This window comes from Chryseobacterium sp. CH21 (genome assembly GCF_004119445.1).
Classification (GTDB): Bacteria; Bacteroidota; Bacteroidia; order Flavobacteriales; family Weeksellaceae; genus Chryseobacterium.
Map to the genome: position 1 here is coordinate 18744 of NZ_QICI01000049.1, position 18345 is coordinate 37088.

At 36.2% G+C, this 18345-nt stretch carries 16 protein-coding genes and 1 pseudogene; 9 read left to right on the plus strand and 8 right to left on the minus strand.

The features are described from left to right. The first annotated feature begins 101 nt into the window (after positions 1-101). From BOQ62_RS09725 to BOQ62_RS09745, 5 genes and pseudogenes are all read left to right on the plus strand, one after another. Positions 102-2822 carry a TonB-dependent receptor plug domain-containing protein gene (locus BOQ62_RS09725; protein WP_228413901.1) on the plus strand — a complete coding sequence of 907 codons (2721 nt, stop codon included), beginning with the start codon at positions 102-104 and terminating at the stop codon, positions 2820-2822. A gap of 23 nt (positions 2823-2845) precedes the next feature. Then, positions 2846-4195, plus strand: a complete 1350-nt coding sequence (locus tag BOQ62_RS09730; protein ID WP_129039039.1) for a DUF4876 domain-containing protein — start codon at positions 2846-2848, stop codon at positions 4193-4195. Then, complete coding sequence (locus BOQ62_RS09735; protein ID WP_129039041.1) at positions 4185-5777, plus strand: DUF6850 family outer membrane beta-barrel protein; 1593 nt, start codon at positions 4185-4187, stop codon at positions 5775-5777. Before BOQ62_RS09730 ends, BOQ62_RS09735 begins: the two co-directional genes overlap by 11 nt. A 5-nt stretch (positions 5778-5782) precedes the next feature. Then, positions 5783-6927: pseudogene (locus BOQ62_RS09740) on the plus strand (cytochrome-c peroxidase). 305 nt (positions 6928-7232) lie between these two features. Next, positions 7233-8342 (plus strand): heparan-alpha-glucosaminide N-acetyltransferase domain-containing protein, encoded by a 1110-nt coding sequence (locus BOQ62_RS09745; RefSeq protein ID WP_129039043.1) that lies wholly within the window; start codon positions 7233-7235, stop codon positions 8340-8342. A 45-nt stretch (positions 8343-8387) separates the two neighbouring features. On the opposite strand, the gene BOQ62_RS09750 is transcribed toward BOQ62_RS09745, so the two are convergent. Beyond that, positions 8388-8969: a hypothetical protein gene (locus BOQ62_RS09750; RefSeq protein WP_129039045.1), complete on the minus strand. Its 582-nt coding sequence runs from the start codon at positions 8967-8969 to the stop codon at positions 8388-8390. Positions 8970-9052: 83 nt separating this feature from the next. On the opposite strand from BOQ62_RS09750, the gene BOQ62_RS09755 reads away from it, so the two are divergent. Then, a complete protein-coding gene (locus tag BOQ62_RS09755; protein ID WP_129039047.1) occupies positions 9053-9565 on the plus strand; it encodes a thioredoxin family protein in 513 nt (170 codons plus the stop codon). A 163-nt stretch (positions 9566-9728) separates the two neighbouring features. On the opposite strand, the gene BOQ62_RS09760 is transcribed toward BOQ62_RS09755, so the two are convergent. The 4 genes from BOQ62_RS09760 to BOQ62_RS09775 all read right to left on the minus strand — a co-directional run bounded on the left by BOQ62_RS09760 (position 9729) and on the right by BOQ62_RS09775 (position 11657). Then, positions 9729-10331 (minus strand): hypothetical protein, encoded by a 603-nt coding sequence (locus BOQ62_RS09760; protein ID WP_129039049.1) that lies wholly within the window; start codon positions 10329-10331, stop codon positions 9729-9731. A gap of 132 nt (positions 10332-10463) precedes the next feature. Next, positions 10464-10859 carry a hypothetical protein gene (locus BOQ62_RS09765; protein ID WP_129039050.1) on the minus strand — a complete coding sequence of 132 codons (396 nt, stop codon included), beginning with the start codon at positions 10857-10859 and terminating at the stop codon, positions 10464-10466. Positions 10860-11124: 265 nt separating this feature from the next. After that, positions 11125-11481 (minus strand): hypothetical protein, encoded by a 357-nt coding sequence (locus BOQ62_RS09770; RefSeq protein ID WP_129039052.1) that lies wholly within the window; start codon positions 11479-11481, stop codon positions 11125-11127. An 11-nt stretch (positions 11482-11492) separates the two neighbouring features. Continuing rightward, on the minus strand, positions 11493-11657 hold the full coding sequence (locus BOQ62_RS09775; RefSeq protein ID WP_228413903.1) for a hypothetical protein: 165 nt from the start codon (positions 11655-11657) through the stop codon (positions 11493-11495). Between the two features lie 341 nt (positions 11658-11998). Here BOQ62_RS09775 and BOQ62_RS09780 point away from each other — a divergent pair, with 341 nt between their 5' ends. The 3 genes from BOQ62_RS09780 to BOQ62_RS09790 all read left to right on the plus strand — a co-directional run bounded on the left by BOQ62_RS09780 (position 11999) and on the right by BOQ62_RS09790 (position 14892). Beyond that, on the plus strand, positions 11999-13012 hold the full coding sequence (locus tag BOQ62_RS09780) for a nucleoid-associated protein (protein WP_121488678.1): 1014 nt from the start codon (positions 11999-12001) through the stop codon (positions 13010-13012). Between the two features lie 62 nt (positions 13013-13074). Next, entirely contained in the window at positions 13075-14037 is a 963-nt protein-coding gene (locus tag BOQ62_RS09785; RefSeq protein WP_129039054.1) for a hypothetical protein, read from the plus strand. A gap of 81 nt (positions 14038-14118) precedes the next feature. Then, on the plus strand, positions 14119-14892 hold the full coding sequence (locus BOQ62_RS09790) for a cyclase family protein (RefSeq protein WP_129039056.1): 774 nt from the start codon (positions 14119-14121) through the stop codon (positions 14890-14892). A 95-nt stretch (positions 14893-14987) separates the two neighbouring features. On the opposite strand, the gene BOQ62_RS09795 is transcribed toward BOQ62_RS09790, so the two are convergent. From BOQ62_RS09795 to BOQ62_RS09805, 3 genes are read right to left on the minus strand one after another with little or no spacing between them, the layout of a single operon-like run. After that, entirely contained in the window at positions 14988-15740 is a 753-nt protein-coding gene (locus BOQ62_RS09795) for a succinate dehydrogenase/fumarate reductase iron-sulfur subunit (RefSeq protein ID WP_129039058.1), read from the minus strand. 12 nt (positions 15741-15752) lie between these two features. After that, positions 15753-17669, minus strand: a complete 1917-nt coding sequence (locus BOQ62_RS09800) for a fumarate reductase/succinate dehydrogenase flavoprotein subunit (RefSeq protein WP_129039060.1) — start codon at positions 17667-17669, stop codon at positions 15753-15755. Between the two features lie 11 nt (positions 17670-17680). Next, positions 17681-18337, minus strand: coding sequence for a succinate dehydrogenase cytochrome b subunit (locus tag BOQ62_RS09805; protein WP_129039062.1), 657 nt, complete (start codon positions 18335-18337; stop codon positions 17681-17683). Positions 18338-18345: the final 8 nt, after the last annotated feature.

Consider the following 18345-nt stretch of genomic DNA (forward strand, 5'->3'; position numbering starts at 1 on the left):
GATATTGTTTTATTTTAAGTTAAAATAACTTTGATAATTCTATAAACTTGTTTTTTATTTAGAATAATTATAATTAATTTTGCCGTCTAAATATTTTAAGGGTGAAAGTATCGTTATTAGTTGGTGCTGTTTTTTTAACAGCTGGTGGATTCTTGTCTGCTCAAAAAGTAGAGTTTTATCATAATGGGAAACTAAAGAAAGGAGAACTTGTCAATGGTGGTTTGAAAGAATGCAAAGAATTGCATAAGAAAGATAATTCTATGGTTCTAAAAGGAAAATGTCAGATTACATTCCTGAATACCAACAATAAAGAAGAAACCATTATCATAAAAGAAGGAGAAGAACTACAACTTCAGCTTTCATCATCTAAAAGTTCAGAACGCGAAAAATCAGAAATCAGAATCGAAGGAGTACAGCTTACCGCAAGAAAAAAACAGTTTTCTGAAATTGCTATTCAGCAGGAAGCCCTTCAGAATCTCCAGTCTTTCTCTCTTGGAGATGTACTTCAGCAATTACCAGGTCAATATGTTCAGCAGTTCGACAATACCCAGTTTAAAAATATTGTTTTCAGAACAGCTAGTGGTGCTTCAGTAACGGGTTCCGGAAATATTCCCGGTGGTGACGACTTTGGGAACAGGGCATTTGGAGTACAATTGATGGTTAACGATATTGCCTTATCCAATAACGAAAATATGCAGAGTTATGATTCTGCTAACAGTGGTCCTTTCGGGATCAGTTTTAACACAACCACTAATGGTGGAAACTTGACACCAAGCCAGCCGAACTATGGGGTCGATTTAAGAGAAATTCCAACTGAAAATATTGAAAGTATTGAAGTGATACAGGGAGTTCCGGATGCCAAATACGGAGATTTAACATCGGGACTTATCAAAGTAACCACCATTGCCAAGGCATCACCTCTCCGGTTGGATGCATCACTCAGAGAAGGTACTTATCAGATTGGTCTTACTAAAGGTTTCGGACTCAATAAAAATAATGCGCTTACTATTTCTGCAGACTACATGAACTCTCTTTCTGATCCCCGAACAAGTTTGGTGGGATATGACAGAACTAATTTTAATATTCTTTGGTCTTCAAAGGGAAAGAGCGGTTTCACTAACAAACTTTCCGCATCATTTTCTACCAATACCAGCAAAGGTAAAAAAGATCCGGATGATCTTAACGGGATGATTATCAATGTAGATAATAAAAGCTTTTCATTAGGAAATAATGTCTCCTATAATTTTGGACAAAATGGCAGCAAACCTTTTTTTAGAACAGTAAGTGCAGATGTTGGACTTAGCTACGCAACACAATTAACAGAACGCAGATATTGGTTGAACCAAGGTGCCCGTCCTTATGGAAATGCTTCAGGAAATTCAGTTTATTATGCACCCTATACTTTGCCCAGTTATGAAAACCAGGCTTTTGCTGATGGAAAACCTCTTAATATTTACACCAATTTAAGCATCAATGGGAACAAAGTGACCGCTTCGAAATGGATTCATGCTTATAGTTTAGGATTTAATTTCAGATATGGTGATAACTTTGGAAAAGGAAGGTATGGAACTGCAGGTCAGTTTGCTACATTTAAAGCAGCAGGTCAGAGTTCTGAAGGGATGAGAGACTATAATTATCGTGATAATGTTTTTTCAAGTAAACAATATGCTTTTTATATTCAGGATAATATTACCAAAGCTTTTGCCAATAAAAATATTCTAAGAGCTAACTTGGGTCTGCGTTATGATCTTCAGAATTCTTATTCTACCTATTCTCCAAGGATTAATACTTCCTATCAAATGGGAAATCTTTCTGTAAGAGGTGGTTTAGGCCTTACTTCAAAAGCTCCATCACTAAACCAGTTGTACACAGCGCCAAGATATTTAGATTTTCTTTTAGGGGATTATCGTTTACCGGGTTATTATTCGGCAGCTATTATGCAGACAGTAGTGACTCCGGGAGATAATGCTGATCTAAAACCTTCTCGCAGCTGGAAAACAGAAATAGGAGTAGATTACAAATTTCCTTTTGGAACAGTTAACCTTACTGGATACTATAATAAATTATTTGATGGCTTTACTACCATGACGGTCTTAAAGACTATGGATAGAGCTAAGGTAAATGTTACTATTGTAGGAACAGAAGTTCCTACTTACGAAATCGTGGGAACAGAAAAATTTACTTATCTCCAAAATCGAATTGTCAACGGATATTCATCAGTGGATAAGGGGCTGGAGCTTATGGCCAATTTTAAAAAGATAGAAGCTCTTAATCTTGTAATTGGGTTCAATGCCAGCTATGTAGAGACATCAGGATTGAAAGATGATGGTCTTTTTACGTTCAAGGCTCCCGAAATCACTGATAAAAACTTCGAATACGGAATCTATAATGATACGAAAAGCAAAAGTACAATGGCCAGAGCAAGCTTTAGTTTTGATTATCACCTGGCTAAAGCAGGGTTAATTATAGGTCTTAGAACAGATCATTTTCTTTCAGACAGAAAGCTAACCAATGCTAATGATATTTATCCTGTGGGATATATTAAATATGGAGGAACAGTAGAGATGATTCCGGATAACGACAGGACCAATCCTCTATATCAGAACTTGTTTCTGAAACCTTCAGATGAAAAACTTTCAGGTTTATATAACAAAACCCTGCATAATGTTCACTTGAGAGTTACAAAGGATTTCTTGAGTGGTTTCAGGCTGTCAGTATATGTAAGTAATGTTTTCAATTTAAAGGCTTATGATGAAATGGGATATGTATATTCCAATTTTACTTCTACCTCCTTTGGAGCAAATATTTCATATAAATTTTAATAATAATACTAAAGATAACAATAATGAAACGAATAATAGCATTGCTGATCATGCCGATTCTTATCCTTGTAGGATGCAACAGAGATGATGATTTCGGCGGAAATAACGAGATGAAACCTGTACCTTTTACTGTAAATATTAAATATGATGCTTCCAAATATCCTTCTGTGGCAGACAAAGGAGTGGCAAATGTTATAATTACTATGGAAAATGCAGCAACGGGAGATAAAATTACAGGAAAAACAGATGCTAACGGTGATTTAAAAATAACTGGAGCATTGCCAGGCACTTATAGTATCCAGGCCGAATTGCAGTTGAAAAAAAATGAATACGAACAACAGCTTGGGGAAAATACAAGCTATGAAATTGTGCATTTCGGAGGCTTTCAGGAGAAAGTAACCGTAAACGCAAATATCTCCTCCACGTTGGTAAGAATTTCAAGTGGAAATCTGGGCGATCTTGTTATCAAGCAATACTATTACGCAGGTTCAGATACAAAACTGGGAGCTAATTTCAGAGATCAGTTTATTGAGATTCACAATAATTCTGATCAGACTATTTATGCTGATGGTTTACATCTGGTATTTCTGGAAGGTAATGTTAACAATAACGTAACTAATTATACTCTGCCAAACGGACAGTATGACTGGAATCAGACTGCAGGAGGGGGAACAGCAGCCAATACAGATTATGTATATTCCAATATACTTATTAAAGTTCCTGGAAACGGTAGTCAATATCCTATTTTACCTGGGAAGAGTATCGTTGTTGCCCAAACAGCTCTTAACCATAAAATGCCTTTTAATGATATTAATGGAGCAGGGGTAGCCATACAGGATCCTTCCAAAACAGTGGATCTGAGCCAGGCTGATTTTGAAACTTACATGGGAGATTATAACCTTGGTAATGGTAAAAAACCCTTTTTATGGGATATTCAGAATATTATGGTACCGGATATGCTGGTGAGTTACTGGAGTATAGCTTCTAATGATTTAATCCTGAATGTCACTTCAATGTTAGGGGTTGGAATTTTGAGAGCTACGGATACTGAGATCGCAAGCTGGAAAAAAGTTGCTGCTCCCAAAGCTCCTACGGGGACACTGTTTTTACAAATTCCTAAGAAATATATCATTGATGGGATAGATATTACCGATAAGGAGCAGAAAGCGCCTAAAGACTTTCCATCTGACATCGATGCTTCCAGAACTTTTATAGTTAACAATGCAGGATTGGCAGAAGGTACATTTACAGGACTTTCTGTAATCCGTAAAACAAAAGAAATTATTAATGGCCGTGTAGTATTGCAGGATACAAACAATTCTGCCAATGATTTTGTAACCATTAAAGCAAACCCTCGAGGATATGCACAATAATAAAAATAAGAAGATTAAAGTTTTTCAATATAGTATATTGGGGGTGGTTGCATTAAGCAGCCAGTTCTTTCATGCTCAGTCAACTCAGTTAGACAGTATTAACATCAGTGCTGTAGAAAAAAATATTAGACTGAATGATCCTTATATTTCTTTTTTTCAGCCTTTGGATTTTTCTCAGACAAGTTTTCAGTTTTCTACAACGAAACAAAATTTTAAAAGAGTTCAGACCGCTGAAAAAACCGGGAGCTTTACATTTCATTCTGAAGGAGTCTTTAAATTGAATGAAAAAATTGCTCTATCAGGAAGGCTTCAGGCAGATAAAACTACCGAGGATAATGTTCCTTATATCCTGAATGATGAGAGAACCAATAATTCTTCATTTATTTACAATCCTTCATATTATTGGGTTCCCCGTACAGCAAGGTGGCAGAAACAGAGCTATTTTATCAATGGGCAGTTTGCTTATAACCCTGTAAAACCAGTAATTCTGCAGATAGGTGGGGAAGGGAGATATGCTAAATCCTACAGACAAAACGCAGATCCAAGACCAAAAGTTGATGATTATACTTATAAAGCTTTTGCCAAATTAGGACTAAGATGGCGCCAGCACTCAATTTTTGGAAAATTAAGCTATGTCAACCATTATAAGAATAATAATATAATGTTTGTGAATCTTGGAGGAAATATACCTGCCAATGACAGTATTTATATCCGTTATAATGAAGGGTATGGTAATCAGTATATTGGGAATACTGAATTCAAAAATTCTGAGTATAAGATGGGAGGTTATATCTGGGGAGGTGAATATGCTTTTAACAATGCTAATACACACTTTTCTGCCGGATATGATTATAAAAATGTGATCGAGCGCTTTTATAAAGTCTATGAATATCAGGATGCGAATTATGTATATCATACGGATTATACAAAATATTCAGGGCTAAAAACAGATCTGCATAGTTTTTATCTTAATTTCTTAGGAAATTATAACGGGAAAAAATGGGCTTCTATGTTGAAGTATCAGGATCAGCTGGATACCAATTACAACTATCCTTTGGAGTACAGAACATACCGTCTGGAGCAGAAAAACCTTTTCTGGCAGAACAGTGTAGTGTGGTTCAATCACAAAAATGAAGCTTTCAAGATTCTTTTTGATGCGGCATACGGGAAAAATCATGTGAAAGATGTATCTGTGGTAATGGATAGAAAACTGGCTTTCTTCAATTACCGTCTTGGAGCAGAAAAAGAATTTGCTTTACAGCCGTCTCATAAGCTGGCGGTTGGTCTTTCGCAAAATCTTTACGTACCTTTGCAAAAAGAATTCAATTATCAGCCCTATCAGAGTACGAAAGAGAATATCTTTGCAACGAAGATTGCCCAGCCGGACTTTGCGTATGATGCAACACCTAAAATTGGTCTTAATTTTAATGCAAGTTACATTTTTGATCAGAATAAAATCAGGTATGAGCTGTTTGGAAGTTTTTCTCAGACATGGCTGATGAACAGTACGTATAAAAATCAAGTTGACTACAATGGCAGAGCTAATCATATTGCCTTAGTAGGATTGAATGTTTATTACTAAAAATAATGAAAGACAGATATATTGCTTTTCTGGCAATGGCCGGAATAATATCTTTACTAAGTTATACCTCTCATAACAACCCTACGGGATATACCGTGGAGGAACTTCGTACATTGTACGGAAGCGGGGACCAAAGCAAATGGCCGGCTCCCCACTTATTTGATGAAGCTAAAGATGGTTTTCAGGATATCGGACCTTTGTCTAAAATGAATTTTCCTGAAGACAACCCTTATTCCGAAGATAAAATGGAACTGGGAAAAATGTTATTCTTTGATCCGAGACTTTCCAAAAGCGGACAAATTTCCTGTGCTAACTGCCACAATCCCGAAATAGGATGGTCAGACGGAAGCAGAGTTTCTTTTGGTCATGACAGACAGACAGGTACCAGAAATGCACCCACTCTGGTGAATATTGGTTATGCCAAAACATTCTTCTGGGACGGTCGTTCAGCTACTTTGGAAGAACAGGTGAAAGCCCCTATTGAAAATCCGGTAGAGATGAATCTCCATATGTCAATGGCGACGAAAAATATCAGAAAAATTAAAGATTATAAACCTTTCTTTGCAAAAGCTTTCGGGAATGGAGAAGTGACAGAAGAAAAAATTGCAAAAGCTGTGGCAACCTTTGAACGTTCTCTGATCAGTCCGCCATCGAAGTTTGATAAATTCGTTTCCGGAAAAAAGATGCCTTAACGGATTCTGAAATTAGCGGACTTCATTTATTCAGAACAAAAGCGAATTGTATTAATTGTCATAACACACCTTATTTCTCCGACCAGAAGTTCCATAATTTGGGATTGACGTATTACGGAAGGAAATATGAAGATCTGGGAAGATATATCGTTACTAAGAAAAATGAAGACGTAGGGAAATTCAAAACGCCTACACTCAGAGAAGTTTCCGAGAACAAGCCTTACATGCACAACGGACTTTTCCCCGAACTGGCTAATATCGTTATGATGTACAATGCAGGAATGGGCAGAGAAACTCCAAAAGCAGATCAGATCAATGATCCTAAATTTCCCCACAAATCAGGAATGGTAGAAAAACTGAATCTTACAGACGATGAAGTTTTTGATATCGTAGCATTTTTGAAAACCTTAAACAGTTACAAATACAAAATGCGTCCTCCAGAATTACCGAAATCTTAATCGATATAGTAAAAACTCTTCCAATCGGGAGAGTTTTTTATGTAAAGGAAATAGCCATTTCATTTTTGCCAGTTTCCATGGTCATTTATTGGTTTCAAGAAGTGTGAATATTTTACGATAATCATTCATTAATAGAGAAATAAATGTTTAAGTATTAATATTTTATGAAAATTGATGGATGGATTATGAGGAGTGGATTTAATTTGTATATTTGATTTTTATTTAGAATAAATAAAAATATTGTTTTAAAAAATAATTAATGAATACAATTTTATCCATCTAATCCAATTTCCACTAAAAAAACTATGGAACAACAAAACAAAAGAATCCTCACTCTGGATTTAATAAAAGGTATTAGTGTTATCGGAATGATCATTATACATACCTTATTGGTGTATGCCAATGTAAAATCACAATATGAAACCGCCATCGGCAGTTTTATTGTTTTTCTAGGAAGGGGAACTTCCATTTTCCTGATCTGTATGGGAATCACCTTCATGACTTCCAGTCATCAAAGTCTTAAAAGTGCTCTAAAGCGAGGCGTTTTACTGGTATTCGCAGGTCTGTTCATGAATTTTATGAAGTTTATGATCCCTGTGATTTTTAATTTTGCTCCCGATAATTTTATGCAAAAATATGGCTGGCATGCACCTGTAGAGCAACAATATGTATATCTGGTACAGCTGGGTGATATTTTACAGCTGGCAGGAATGTCTTTACTGTTCGTAGGGTTTATCAGAGAGTATGTGAAAAATAAATATGTGATGTTGGCTATAGGTTTATTCGTTGCACTGATATCCAGAGAAGTCAGTGGAATTAATCTGGATATTCCTGTGATCAATTATGTTCTGGATCTTCTTTTCAATACGGATTATCCAGCGTATGTTTATTTTCCTGTTTTCCCATGGATGGCTTTTATTATTATCGGAATGTTTTTCGGTAAATGGTTTCAGGAACTGAACTACGATATCAAGCAGGTATTTAGAAAAATGCTGTATGTAGGGCTATTGTTCATTGCGATAGGGGCACCATTGGTTTTTCTGTATGGTGACTATAATTACAACGGTTTTTACCATATGGGGCCTGGTGGTGTTATTTATTTTGCAGGCTGGACATTGTTTTTTTTATGGCTGATCAATACCATTACGGCCAACGTAAAAGAAAATGGTTTTATGCGTGTTTTGAAATACTGTAGTAAAAACTTAACTTCCATGTACATGATCCAGTGGATTCTGATTTCATGGGGAAAAGGGATTTTTGGGTACAGACAACATGAAATAGGGTATGTATCAGTACTCATTGTTTTGTATATCATTCTCACTTTTTCAGTGCAGACTCTGGTGGATATTGTGAGAAAGAAAAAAACTTTAATTGATTTCAGAACTATATCATCCGACAAAACAGTTTTAAAATAACTCCAATTCTATTTTTTTAAAATTATGATAAACCACAGTAAATTTTTACTGTGGTTTTTGTTTTTTATTATTTATTTCTGCTATTTGTTTTTTTACTGAATTGACATCTTCTTCTGTAAGTTTACCATAGCCCTCTTCTTTAATTTGTGCTAATTGGGTTTTTACTATTTCATCTTGTTTGTCTTCATTTTTTAATAACTGATCCCGTAGGGAGATATAGAATGGTGCAGAATATACTTCATCTTTCAAAAACTCTGCAATATTTTTATTTTTTCCAACACAGCCTAGAGTATATTTCATCATTAAAGGATTGCTGGAATAGAATGTATAGATTTCTAAGAATCTTTTATCATTTCGTTTAAACAATTCTTTTCCTGAATATACTTTTAGTGCATTACTGCCATTCATTGCAAAATAATAGAGTTCATCATTGGTTGCTCTTTGGGCGACCTTCCTAAATTGATTATAAATTTTACTTTCTTCTCCTCCAAATCCGATATGAGATGACTCAGCATAAGAAATATTCTCTAAAGGTTGTGATAATTTTTTAACTGCATCAGAAATCTGAGCATTATATCCTGTAAAACTGAAAACAAGAAGGAAAACGTAAAAATATTTGTATCTCATTATTATAATAATATTTAAAATTAAATAAAATAACTGAACGATTAAATACCTAAATTCGTGTAGACTTAAAATAAAAATTCAGAATGAAATACTCTAAAATTATTGTCATTGTTACTCTCTTACTGTTTCAGTTGGGAGCAGCACAGGAAAAAGCAGATGTTGTATTAAATAAAGCTTTCACGGAAGCCAAAGCAGAAAAGAAAAATGTTTTATTGGTATTCCATGCTTCCTGGTGTAAATGGTGTAAGATGATGGAAAAAAATATGAACCTTCCTGAAACCAAACCTGTTTTTGATAAAAGATTTGTAACAGCTTATTTGGACGTTCAGGAAAGAGGAGATAAGAAAAGCCTCGAAAACCCTGGTGGACAGGAGCTGATGAATAAATATAAAGGCGAAAACGCCGGGCTTCCGTTCTGGCTAATCCTAAGCCCGAAAGGAGAAGTACTGGCAGATTCTTTTGATGCTAAAGGAGAAAATCTGGGATCTCCGGCAACACCGGAAGAAGTTACCACTTTCATTGCCAAGCTGGGGAAAGCTTCAAAGCTAAGTAATGAAGAAGCACAGACCATCGAAAAGGTGTTTGTGAAAAAATAAAAAAGGAAAGAGGCTGTCTCAAAAGTCAAATAATTTGACTTTTATCATTCTGACGAAGGAAGAATCTTACTGATAAAGAAATACATGAGATTCTTCACTACATTTCATTTCGTTCAGAATGACACTTTTGAGACAGCCTCTTTTTATTCTTTTGAGTTGTTGATTATAATCTTTTATAATAATACTCAATATTACTCCATAAAAGCTGATCTCCTGATTTTATCATTTCAGAAGGATTAGTAAATATATTTCCAAAAATATTTTCGTATTGGGTAGTTCCAAAATGGGCGCTTTTAGTAATCAATAACCCATCTTCATCGTGTCGGGGCACTCGTTTAATGTATCTGTAAGTTCTTTTTAAGGTGAACGAAGAAGAATTTTTATTGAAATCACCAATGTAAGTTGGTTTATTCATGTTATTATCATTGATTAATACAGAGTCATTGACAATGGTATAACTATAAGTAAAATCTGTAGATGAGGTTCCGGATATTAATCTGATCGTTTTGTTTTTAAGATTCATGGTTATTTTTTCCCAGGCTGGTTGCTGGTACAGGCTCCAGTAATCGTTGAGATAAGATTCATCCGGCGTAGATTTTTCTCCATTGGACCCTTTGTATAAAACTGTATTTTTTACAGCGTAGCTTTTAAATTCGAATTGATACATTTCTTTATCAATCGGTCTCGGATCATCATGGGTATTGTCATTATTTTCACATGAGATTATTGACAATGCCATCATCAGGGCATAAAAAGGATATTTCATGGGTACATTTTGCAAAATAAGGGTTTCACAGGGATTGGTGAAATAGAATGAGATAAAAGTTACTTTTAATGAGATATGAAAGACAAAAGAGCGAATCTGATAGTCTATCTTTTCGCTCTTTTGTTTTAGATGTTATTTCCCAAAATAGATCTGATCCTGCTTCTGCTGCTCATTATAAATGATCTGGAAGCTGACCGGCATATATTGGTAAAGGAGTTTCCAATGTTGGATTTTTGCGTGCTTTTTGAAGCTTTCGAAAGATCTTACAAACATGTTTTCAATCATGTCTCTTACATAAGAATTCCCATTTCTGTAAAGCCAGTCCATCAGCTTAATATGATGGGCTATAATACTGATTTTAGACTCCTGTAAAAGGTTCTTTAAATAGTTTACGGTTGCCTGCATGATTCCCGCAAAATTGTCCTGAACAGACAATTGGATGATTTCATGACGAAGTGGCGGATAGAAAAATTTTAAGTACTCAACTGCTAATTTTTGATTAATAGTTTGCATTTGTTCTTTCATCATAATTAATAATTTTTCAAACACTTTTAGATGCAGCGAAATGTATACCAAAATTTATAAACAGGCCGCAAAAATAAATACCCCAACTATCACAGCAATGTGAGTGAATAATATCTCTGCATTGTGTCTGTTAGTCGTGGTTTTCCACGTTTTCCAGTCGGAAATTCTTCTTATTTTGTTTTTCATAATCTATTGATTGTGAGTTATTTTAATTTTTGTTTAATTTAAACACTTTGTAATGAAACGGCTCAATAATGTAATAAAACCGTTATATACCGTGGCTGTAAATTTGTCTTGAATGCACTTTCTGTAGATTTGCAGAAATGTGACTGAAAATCGCTTTTCTGTATTCCTCGCTGCAGAAAGCGGTACAATTGTCCAGAGAATAGATAAAAGTGGTCTCAATAGCATTTTTTAGTACCGTATCTCCGTCAGTGTATATTTTGTCCATTTTATGTAAACTTCGGAACAGCAGGTTTCTGTCATTCTGGCGGATCATATTTTTAATACGTTCCGTAAAAGTGCGGATGATGCTGTATGAGTTTTGAATTTTAATTTCTTTTACTTCCTTTTCAAAGTCGGGAACCACGTCTGTGATTTCCTTTACTGCTTGCAGATAATTCATACTATTATATTTTAGATGTGATTGTGTTCCAGCAATTTGATGATGGCACCAAAGATGAAAATGGTTAAAAAAGCGAAAAAGAGCATGTGATAAGGCTTCAGCCACTTTGGAGTTTCTGGTCCCTTGCTTTTTAATCTTCTGAGCTTGTCTATTCTGTTTAATGTTTTTAAGTCCATTTTTCTATGTTTTCAAATCAGGATGCCAATGGTATTCCGTTGGAAATGAAATTTGATTAATATATTGAAATACAGTTTATTGTGGTTTTTAGGTGTTGCTTTTAAAACGAAAAAACATGTCAAAATGATACGGTATTTATCAAATTGAAAATGAAAGACAAAATTCCTGCTGTCACTCTATCACAAAAGAATGACTAAAAATTCCCCTCCCTTGGAGGGGTGGCGAAAATTCAAAGAATTTTTGACGGGGTGGTAAATATTTCTCCAGTACAAAATGACATTTTTTAAGTTTCGCAGAAAGGATAAGAATGAATATCTTTGCAGTCCAAATATTCAGAAAAATGTTTTCAAAAATAATAGTACACAGAGTCGGAAATAAGATCAACGGGGATTCCCTGACGATTTCACAGGAAGAATTGAAACTGGAAGAAGGAATGGCAGAAATGCTTGAAGATTACTTTTTAGGTTCTTTTAAATCGGAAGAAACCTTCCATTTTTACAGTGATACTTATCTGGTCAATAATCCGGTTTACAGCGCAGTATCCGAAATTTTTGATGATAAAGCTAAGTTCATCTGGGAATCTGAGAACATTGCAAAACACCTTTTCGAAGCGGCAGAAAATCCAAGAGTTCAGAGTGGAGAGCTTTTCATTGTTCTTTTTGAAGACGAAAGTGACCGTCCTGACAGAGTGGACAAAATTGGAATCTTTAAAACAGAAAAGAGAGAATCTTTCCTGAAAATAAATCCTTCCGAAGAAACATTTGATATTGAAAAAGACCAGGGAATTGGTTTATCTAAAATTGATAAAGCAGCTTTGATCTACAATAATAATAAAGAAACAGGATATGTGCTTTCCGTAGTTGATAACAACAAAAATGGAGATATGTACTACTGGTTTGAAGATTTCCTGAAAGTAAAACAGCGTGATGATGAATATTTCCACACGCAGGAAGCTTTGATGGTGTATAAAGATTATATCACAAAGCAGCTTCCTCAGGAATTTGAAGTTTCCAAAGCAGATCAGGCAGATTTTCTGAATAAATCCATCAATTTCTTCAAAGAAAAAGAAGAATTTAAGCTGGATGAATTTGCCAGTGAAGTATTGGGTGACGAGCATGTGATTGAAAGTTTCGTGAACTTTAAAACAGATTACGAACAGGATATGCAGGTGAATATCGCTGAAGAATTCCCGATCAGTGAAGCAGCGGTAAAAAAGACACAGAGACACTTTAAAAGTATTATTAAGCTGGATAAAAACTTCCACATCTACATCCATGGAGACAGACAGAAAATTGAAATGGGTGAAGATGATAAAGGAAAATACTACAGACTTTATTTCGAAAAAGAGGTGTAAAAAAGAAATCGGCCAATCCATAATAATATCATAACTTTATCAGACCACACAAAATAACAGTTATGAAATTCATGATCATTTTCTGGGCCGTCTACATCTTATTTTTCTGTATACCTTTTCCGATATTTATTTATATAATGACTTCGGAAGAAACAGCAGAACCGAGAAATTCATTAGCCGTGAGCTATGGATATCTCGGTTTTTCTTTTGCAGTATGGGGTTACATTCTTGTTTACTTTTTTCATAATCTTTTCATTAAAACATTTAACGAAAGAAATACCGTTCAGTCAATTTTACGAAATGGTATTCCAAGAGAAGCAAAAATCATTGATTATAAACTTCTGAAATATGACCCGAAATCCAATATGAACATCATTGAGATTGTTCTTTCTTTTGCTAATTTGAGGAATGTTCAGATCGAACACAAAATGATGTTTCATGATATAAAACCATTGGAAAAAAGATTTGATACAGGAAAAACAGTTAAGGTTTTACTCAATCCCAATCCTTCAGAAAGTCCTTACTTTATTCTGGCCGGGCAACAGACCCAGTTTAACGCTTCGGGAATGATGCTTAGAGGCATATTTATCATATTGATGCTTGCTTATGTAATGGGACTGTATTATTATTTCTACACCAAAGAATCCTTTGATTTTGGATGGAGGTTTCTCACCTTCATGCACCCGATTATTTTTAGTGGCGTGATGATTCTTATTTTCGTCTTGATTTTCCAGTTTATTTTTGGAAAGTTTTTCAAGAATGAAAAAGAAGAACGCCTAATGTTTACGGGAAGAAATGCTGAAGCTAATATCATTAGTGTAAGCCAGACGGGGCTTACAGTTAACGATCAGCCCCAGATTATGTTTCAGGTAAGTTTCAAAGATTTCAGAGGAACTGAGCACATCACCTTTTACAAGAAAATTGTCAATCTTTTGAATCTCTCTTCCGTACCGAAATATGGAAAGGTAGAGATTATGTACGATGAAAATGATCCAAAGAAGATTATTATTCCAAAAAGGATTTAAATCGGAAAAACGAAAATGTGAAAGGTAAAAATACTAAATTATTTTTACCTTTCACTATCTTTGCTTCCTTAGCTCAATCATATGAAAACAACACTTGTCGATTTAACAAAACCGATTCAGTATAATGCAGGAGACCCATGGTTCATGCGGGTTAAAATCAAACATAAAGCACACCGGAAATCACACTGGCTGATTCGTCTGGCACTGAGACTTCCCGCAAGGCTTTTTCCTAAAAACTGGATAGGCTGGGCAGATGATACGATCAAAAATATGGGACTTCATGCCACTACTCATATTGATGCTCCATGGCATTACGGCCCTGTAGTAGAAGGGAAGCCGGCTAAAACAATAGATCAGATTCCGCTGGAGTGGTGCTATGGTGAAGGAATTGTAATCGACTGTACCCACAAAGAAGATTTTGTTGCTATCACCGTAGATGATCTGAAAAAAGATCTCGATAAAAACGGAATTACCATACAGGAAGGAAATATTGTACTGATCAGAACGGATCGTGATAAGATGATGGGCACTCCTGATTTCGTGGAAAAAGGAACGGGAATGAGTAAAGAAGCTACAGAATGGCTGATTGATCAGGGTGTAAAAGTAATGGGAATCGACCAGTGGGGTTGGGATCTTCCTCTAAAATATATGGCTCAGAAAGCTAAAGAACTCAATGACCCCGAATTCTTCTGGGAAGGTCACCGCGTAGGAATTGAAAAAGAATATTTACACATCGAACAGCTTACCAATCTGGGAGCATTGCCTCCATCAGGATTTAAAATCTGTGTATTTCCGCTTAAAATTGTGGGTGGTTCTGCTGCTCCGGCGAGAGTGGTAGCGATGATGGATGCTTAGAGAGAAAACCTTTTCCATTCGAAAAAAACAAAAATGGCGAATTTGATTATTTCCAAATTCGCCATTGTATCTATTATGATTTTTGTATTCTCAGATTAATTCTTCTTCCTGAAAAACAAAGCTCGGTTATATTCAAAATTCATTCTGGCAATATTCAGTACAGAAATTCCTTGTGGACATTCCACTTCACAGGCTTCTGTATTGGAGCAGTGCCCGAATAATTCTGTATCCATTTGGGCAATCATATCCAGCACTCTTTTGCTTCGTTCTTCTTTCCCTTGAGGGAGAAGTGCCATGTGGGTAATCTTTGCAGACGTAAACAAGGCTGCACTTCCGTTTTTACAAGTGGCAACACAAGCTCCACACCCAATACAAGCTGCGGAATCAAAAGCTTCTTCAGCCGTCTGATGGGTCACCGGAATAGCAGTAGCATCAGGAGCCTGACCTGTATTCACCGATACAAAACCTCCCGAAGATATAATTCTGTCAAAAGCAGAACGGTCTACCTTCAAATCTTTTTTCACAGGAAATGCTTCGGAACGGAACGGCTCTATCAGAATGGTTTCCCCATCTTTAAATGACCGTAAATGAAGCTGGCAGGTAGTCGTATTTTTCAAAGGACCATGGGCAATACCGTTAATCATCATCCCACATTGTCCGCAGATCCCTTCACGGCAGTCGTGATCAAATTCTACAGGCTCATCACCTTCAATGATCAGTTTTTCGTTTAAAGTATCCAGCATTTCTAAGAAAGACATATGGGAATTCAATCCTTTCAGGTCATAACCTACCAGTTTTCCTTCACTTTTTTTGTCTTTCTGTCTCCATATCTTAAGATGTAAATCCATAATTTTTGTTTTTTATTTGTAACTTCTTACCGTTGGCTGAATCTCTTCAAAAACAAGAGGCTCCCTGATGAGTTCAGGTTCGCCATTTTCACCTGTCCATCCCCACGCAGAAATAAATTGGTATTCTGCATCATTTCTCATCGCTTCTCCATCCGGAGTCTGGAATTCTTCTCTGAAATGAGCTCCGCAGGATTCGTTACGGGTTAATGCATCATAGCACATCAGTTCTCCGATTTCGAAATAATCGGCTACACGGCCAGCTTTTTCCAGTTCGGTATTCATTTTATCTCCCTGTCCGGAAACTCTTACTTCTTTGTAGAATTCCTGTTTCAGCTTTCGGATTTCCTGAATGGCATATTTCAGTCCTTCTTCATTTCTGGCCAGTCCGCAATAATCATACAGGAGTTTTCCTAATGTTTTGTGGAAATAATCAACGGTTTTGGTTCCTTTGATATTGATGAAGTCATTAATTTGATCTTTAACCGCTTTTTCTGCTTTTTCAAATTCAGGAGTATCCGGTGAAATTTTTCCGGTATGGATTTCATCAGCCAGATAATTGGCAATCGTATAAGGAGCAATGAAGTATCCATCTACTGAAGCCTGTAAAAGGGAGTTCGCTCCTAATCTGTTGGCTCCATGATCTGCAAAATTAGCTTCACCTAAAGCAAACAATCCCGGAACAGTCGTCATCAGTTCATAATCTACCCAAAGTCCACCCATGGAGAAGTGGGCAGAAGGTGAGATCATCATGGGTTCTTTATATGCATCATATCCTGTTATTTTAAGATACATGTCGAATAAGTTTCCATACTTTTCCTGAATCTTATTTTTTCCCTGTTCTTTTATTGCTTTTGAAAAATCAAGATACACGGCATTTTTCAACGGTCCTATTCCGAATCCGGCATCAATTCTTTCCTTGGCGGCACGGGAAGAAATATCTCTTGGAGCAAGGTTTCCGAAAGCCGGATACCTTCTTTCCAGATAATAATCTCTTTCATTTTCCGGAATATCATTCGGTAGTCTGTTTTCCTCTTCTTTTAAAGGAACCCAGATTCGGCCGTCATTACGCAATGATTCAGACATTAAAGTTAATTTCGACTGATAATCTCCGGATTGCGGAAGGGAAGTAGGGTGTACCTGAATCCAGCTTGGGGAAGCCATTAAAGCTCCTTTTTTATGAGCTCTCCAGATTGCAGAACCATTACATCCCATGGCAAGGGTGGATAGATAATAGATTTTTCCGTAACCTCCGGTTGCCAATATTACAGCGTGGGCTGCATGTCTTTCAATTTCTCCTGTGTCTAAATTCCTTACGATAATACCTCTTGCTTTTCCATCCACAGTCACCAGATCCAGCATCTCATGTCTTGAAAACAATTGTACAGATCCTTTTCCCACCTGTCGCATTAAAGCCTGATAAGCGCCCAGAAGAAGCTGTTGCCCTGTCTGTCCTCTTGCATAGAAAGTACGGCTTACCTGAACGCCTCCGAAAGAACGGTTGTTCAGATAGCCTCCATATTCACGTCCGAAAGGTACACCTTGTGCTACAGCCTGATCGATGAGATTCAGGGAACATTCTGCCATTCGGTATACATTGGCTTCACGGGCTCTGAAGTCTCCACCTTTCAGGGTGTCTACAAACATTCTGTACACACTGTCACCATCGTTTTTATAGTTTTTGGCGGCATTCACACCTCCCTGTGCTGCCACAGAGTGGGCTCTTCTAGGGCTGTCCTGGAAACAGAATGATTTCACATTATATCCCATTTCTCCCAAAGAAGCTGCAATAGAACTTCCCGCTAATCCTGTTCCTACAACAATTACATCCAGTTTTTTACGGTTGGCAGGGTTAACGAGTTTTGCTTTCTTTTTATAATTTTCCCATTTATGTTCCAATGGGCCTTGTGGTATTTTTGAATCTATAATCATGATCATTCTGTTTATTGATAAGTAAAAAATACATAGATGGGCATCAATGCAAAACCTACACAGATAATGATTGAATAAGCAATCCCAACGGTTTTAAACCATTTTACAAACTTAGGATGGTAAAGTCCTAAGGTTCTTACAGCACTGTGTATCCCATGAATAAGATGATAACACAAAGCGATCATTGATAACACATAAATGATAACATACCACCATTCTTTAAAGACATTCACAACCAGAATGTAGAGATCTTTATTTCCGTTTTCATCCAAAGGAGGATTTCCGAATTTGTAGATATACCAGAAATTCTGGAAATGAATTACAAGGAAAATAAGAATTAAAGTTCCAAGAATTCCCATATTTCTGGAAGCCCATTTGCTGGCCCTTCCACGTCTGTCTGTTTTATAATCTCCACCAGACTTTCTGTTTTTTATTGTGATAATTAATCCGTCTACTGCATGCAGAATAATACTGGCATACAAAACGTAAGAAACTATTTTGATAATGATATTTCCTGATAAGAAATGCGAATACGCATTAAATTGCAGGTGTGCCTGTTCTTGTGGCAGAAAAAGCTGAAGATTTCCAAGGAAATGAATCAACAGGAAGAATCCCAAAAAGAGTCCGGTAAGGCACATCAGCATTTTTCTTGACAATGTTGATAACATATTTTTGA

Excerpts from the sequence above, each read along its gene's own strand:
- BOQ62_RS09730 (WP_129039039.1), top strand. The coding sequence starts at position 2,846 with ATGAAACGAATAATAGCATTGCTGATCATGCCGATTCTTATCCTTGTA.
- BOQ62_RS09735 (WP_129039041.1), top strand. The coding sequence starts at position 4,185 with ATGCACAATAATAAAAATAAGAAGATTAAAGTTTTTCAATATAGTATA.
- BOQ62_RS09745 (WP_129039043.1), top strand. The coding sequence starts at position 7,233 with ATGGAACAACAAAACAAAAGAATCCTCACTCTGGATTTAATAAAAGGT.
- BOQ62_RS09750 (WP_129039045.1), bottom strand. The coding sequence starts at position 8,969 with ATGAGATACAAATATTTTTACGTTTTCCTTCTTGTTTTCAGTTTTACA.
- BOQ62_RS09755 (WP_129039047.1), top strand. The coding sequence starts at position 9,053 with ATGAAATACTCTAAAATTATTGTCATTGTTACTCTCTTACTGTTTCAG.
- BOQ62_RS09760 (WP_129039049.1), bottom strand. The coding sequence starts at position 10,331 with ATGAAATATCCTTTTTATGCCCTGATGATGGCATTGTCAATAATCTCA.
- BOQ62_RS09765 (WP_129039050.1), bottom strand. The coding sequence starts at position 10,859 with ATGATGAAAGAACAAATGCAAACTATTAATCAAAAATTAGCAGTTGAG.
- BOQ62_RS09770 (WP_129039052.1), bottom strand. The coding sequence starts at position 11,481 with ATGAATTATCTGCAAGCAGTAAAGGAAATCACAGACGTGGTTCCCGAC.
- BOQ62_RS09775 (WP_228413903.1), bottom strand. The coding sequence starts at position 11,657 with ATGGACTTAAAAACATTAAACAGAATAGACAAGCTCAGAAGATTAAAA.
- BOQ62_RS09780 (WP_121488678.1), top strand. The coding sequence starts at position 11,999 with ATGTTTTCAAAAATAATAGTACACAGAGTCGGAAATAAGATCAACGGG.
- BOQ62_RS09785 (WP_129039054.1), top strand. The coding sequence starts at position 13,075 with ATGAAATTCATGATCATTTTCTGGGCCGTCTACATCTTATTTTTCTGT.
- BOQ62_RS09790 (WP_129039056.1), top strand. The coding sequence starts at position 14,119 with ATGAAAACAACACTTGTCGATTTAACAAAACCGATTCAGTATAATGCA.
- BOQ62_RS09795 (WP_129039058.1), bottom strand. The coding sequence starts at position 15,740 with ATGGATTTACATCTTAAGATATGGAGACAGAAAGACAAAAAAAGTGAA.
- BOQ62_RS09800 (WP_129039060.1), bottom strand. The coding sequence starts at position 17,669 with ATGATTATAGATTCAAAAATACCACAAGGCCCATTGGAACATAAATGG.
- BOQ62_RS09805 (WP_129039062.1), bottom strand. The coding sequence starts at position 18,337 with ATGTTATCAACATTGTCAAGAAAAATGCTGATGTGCCTTACCGGACTC.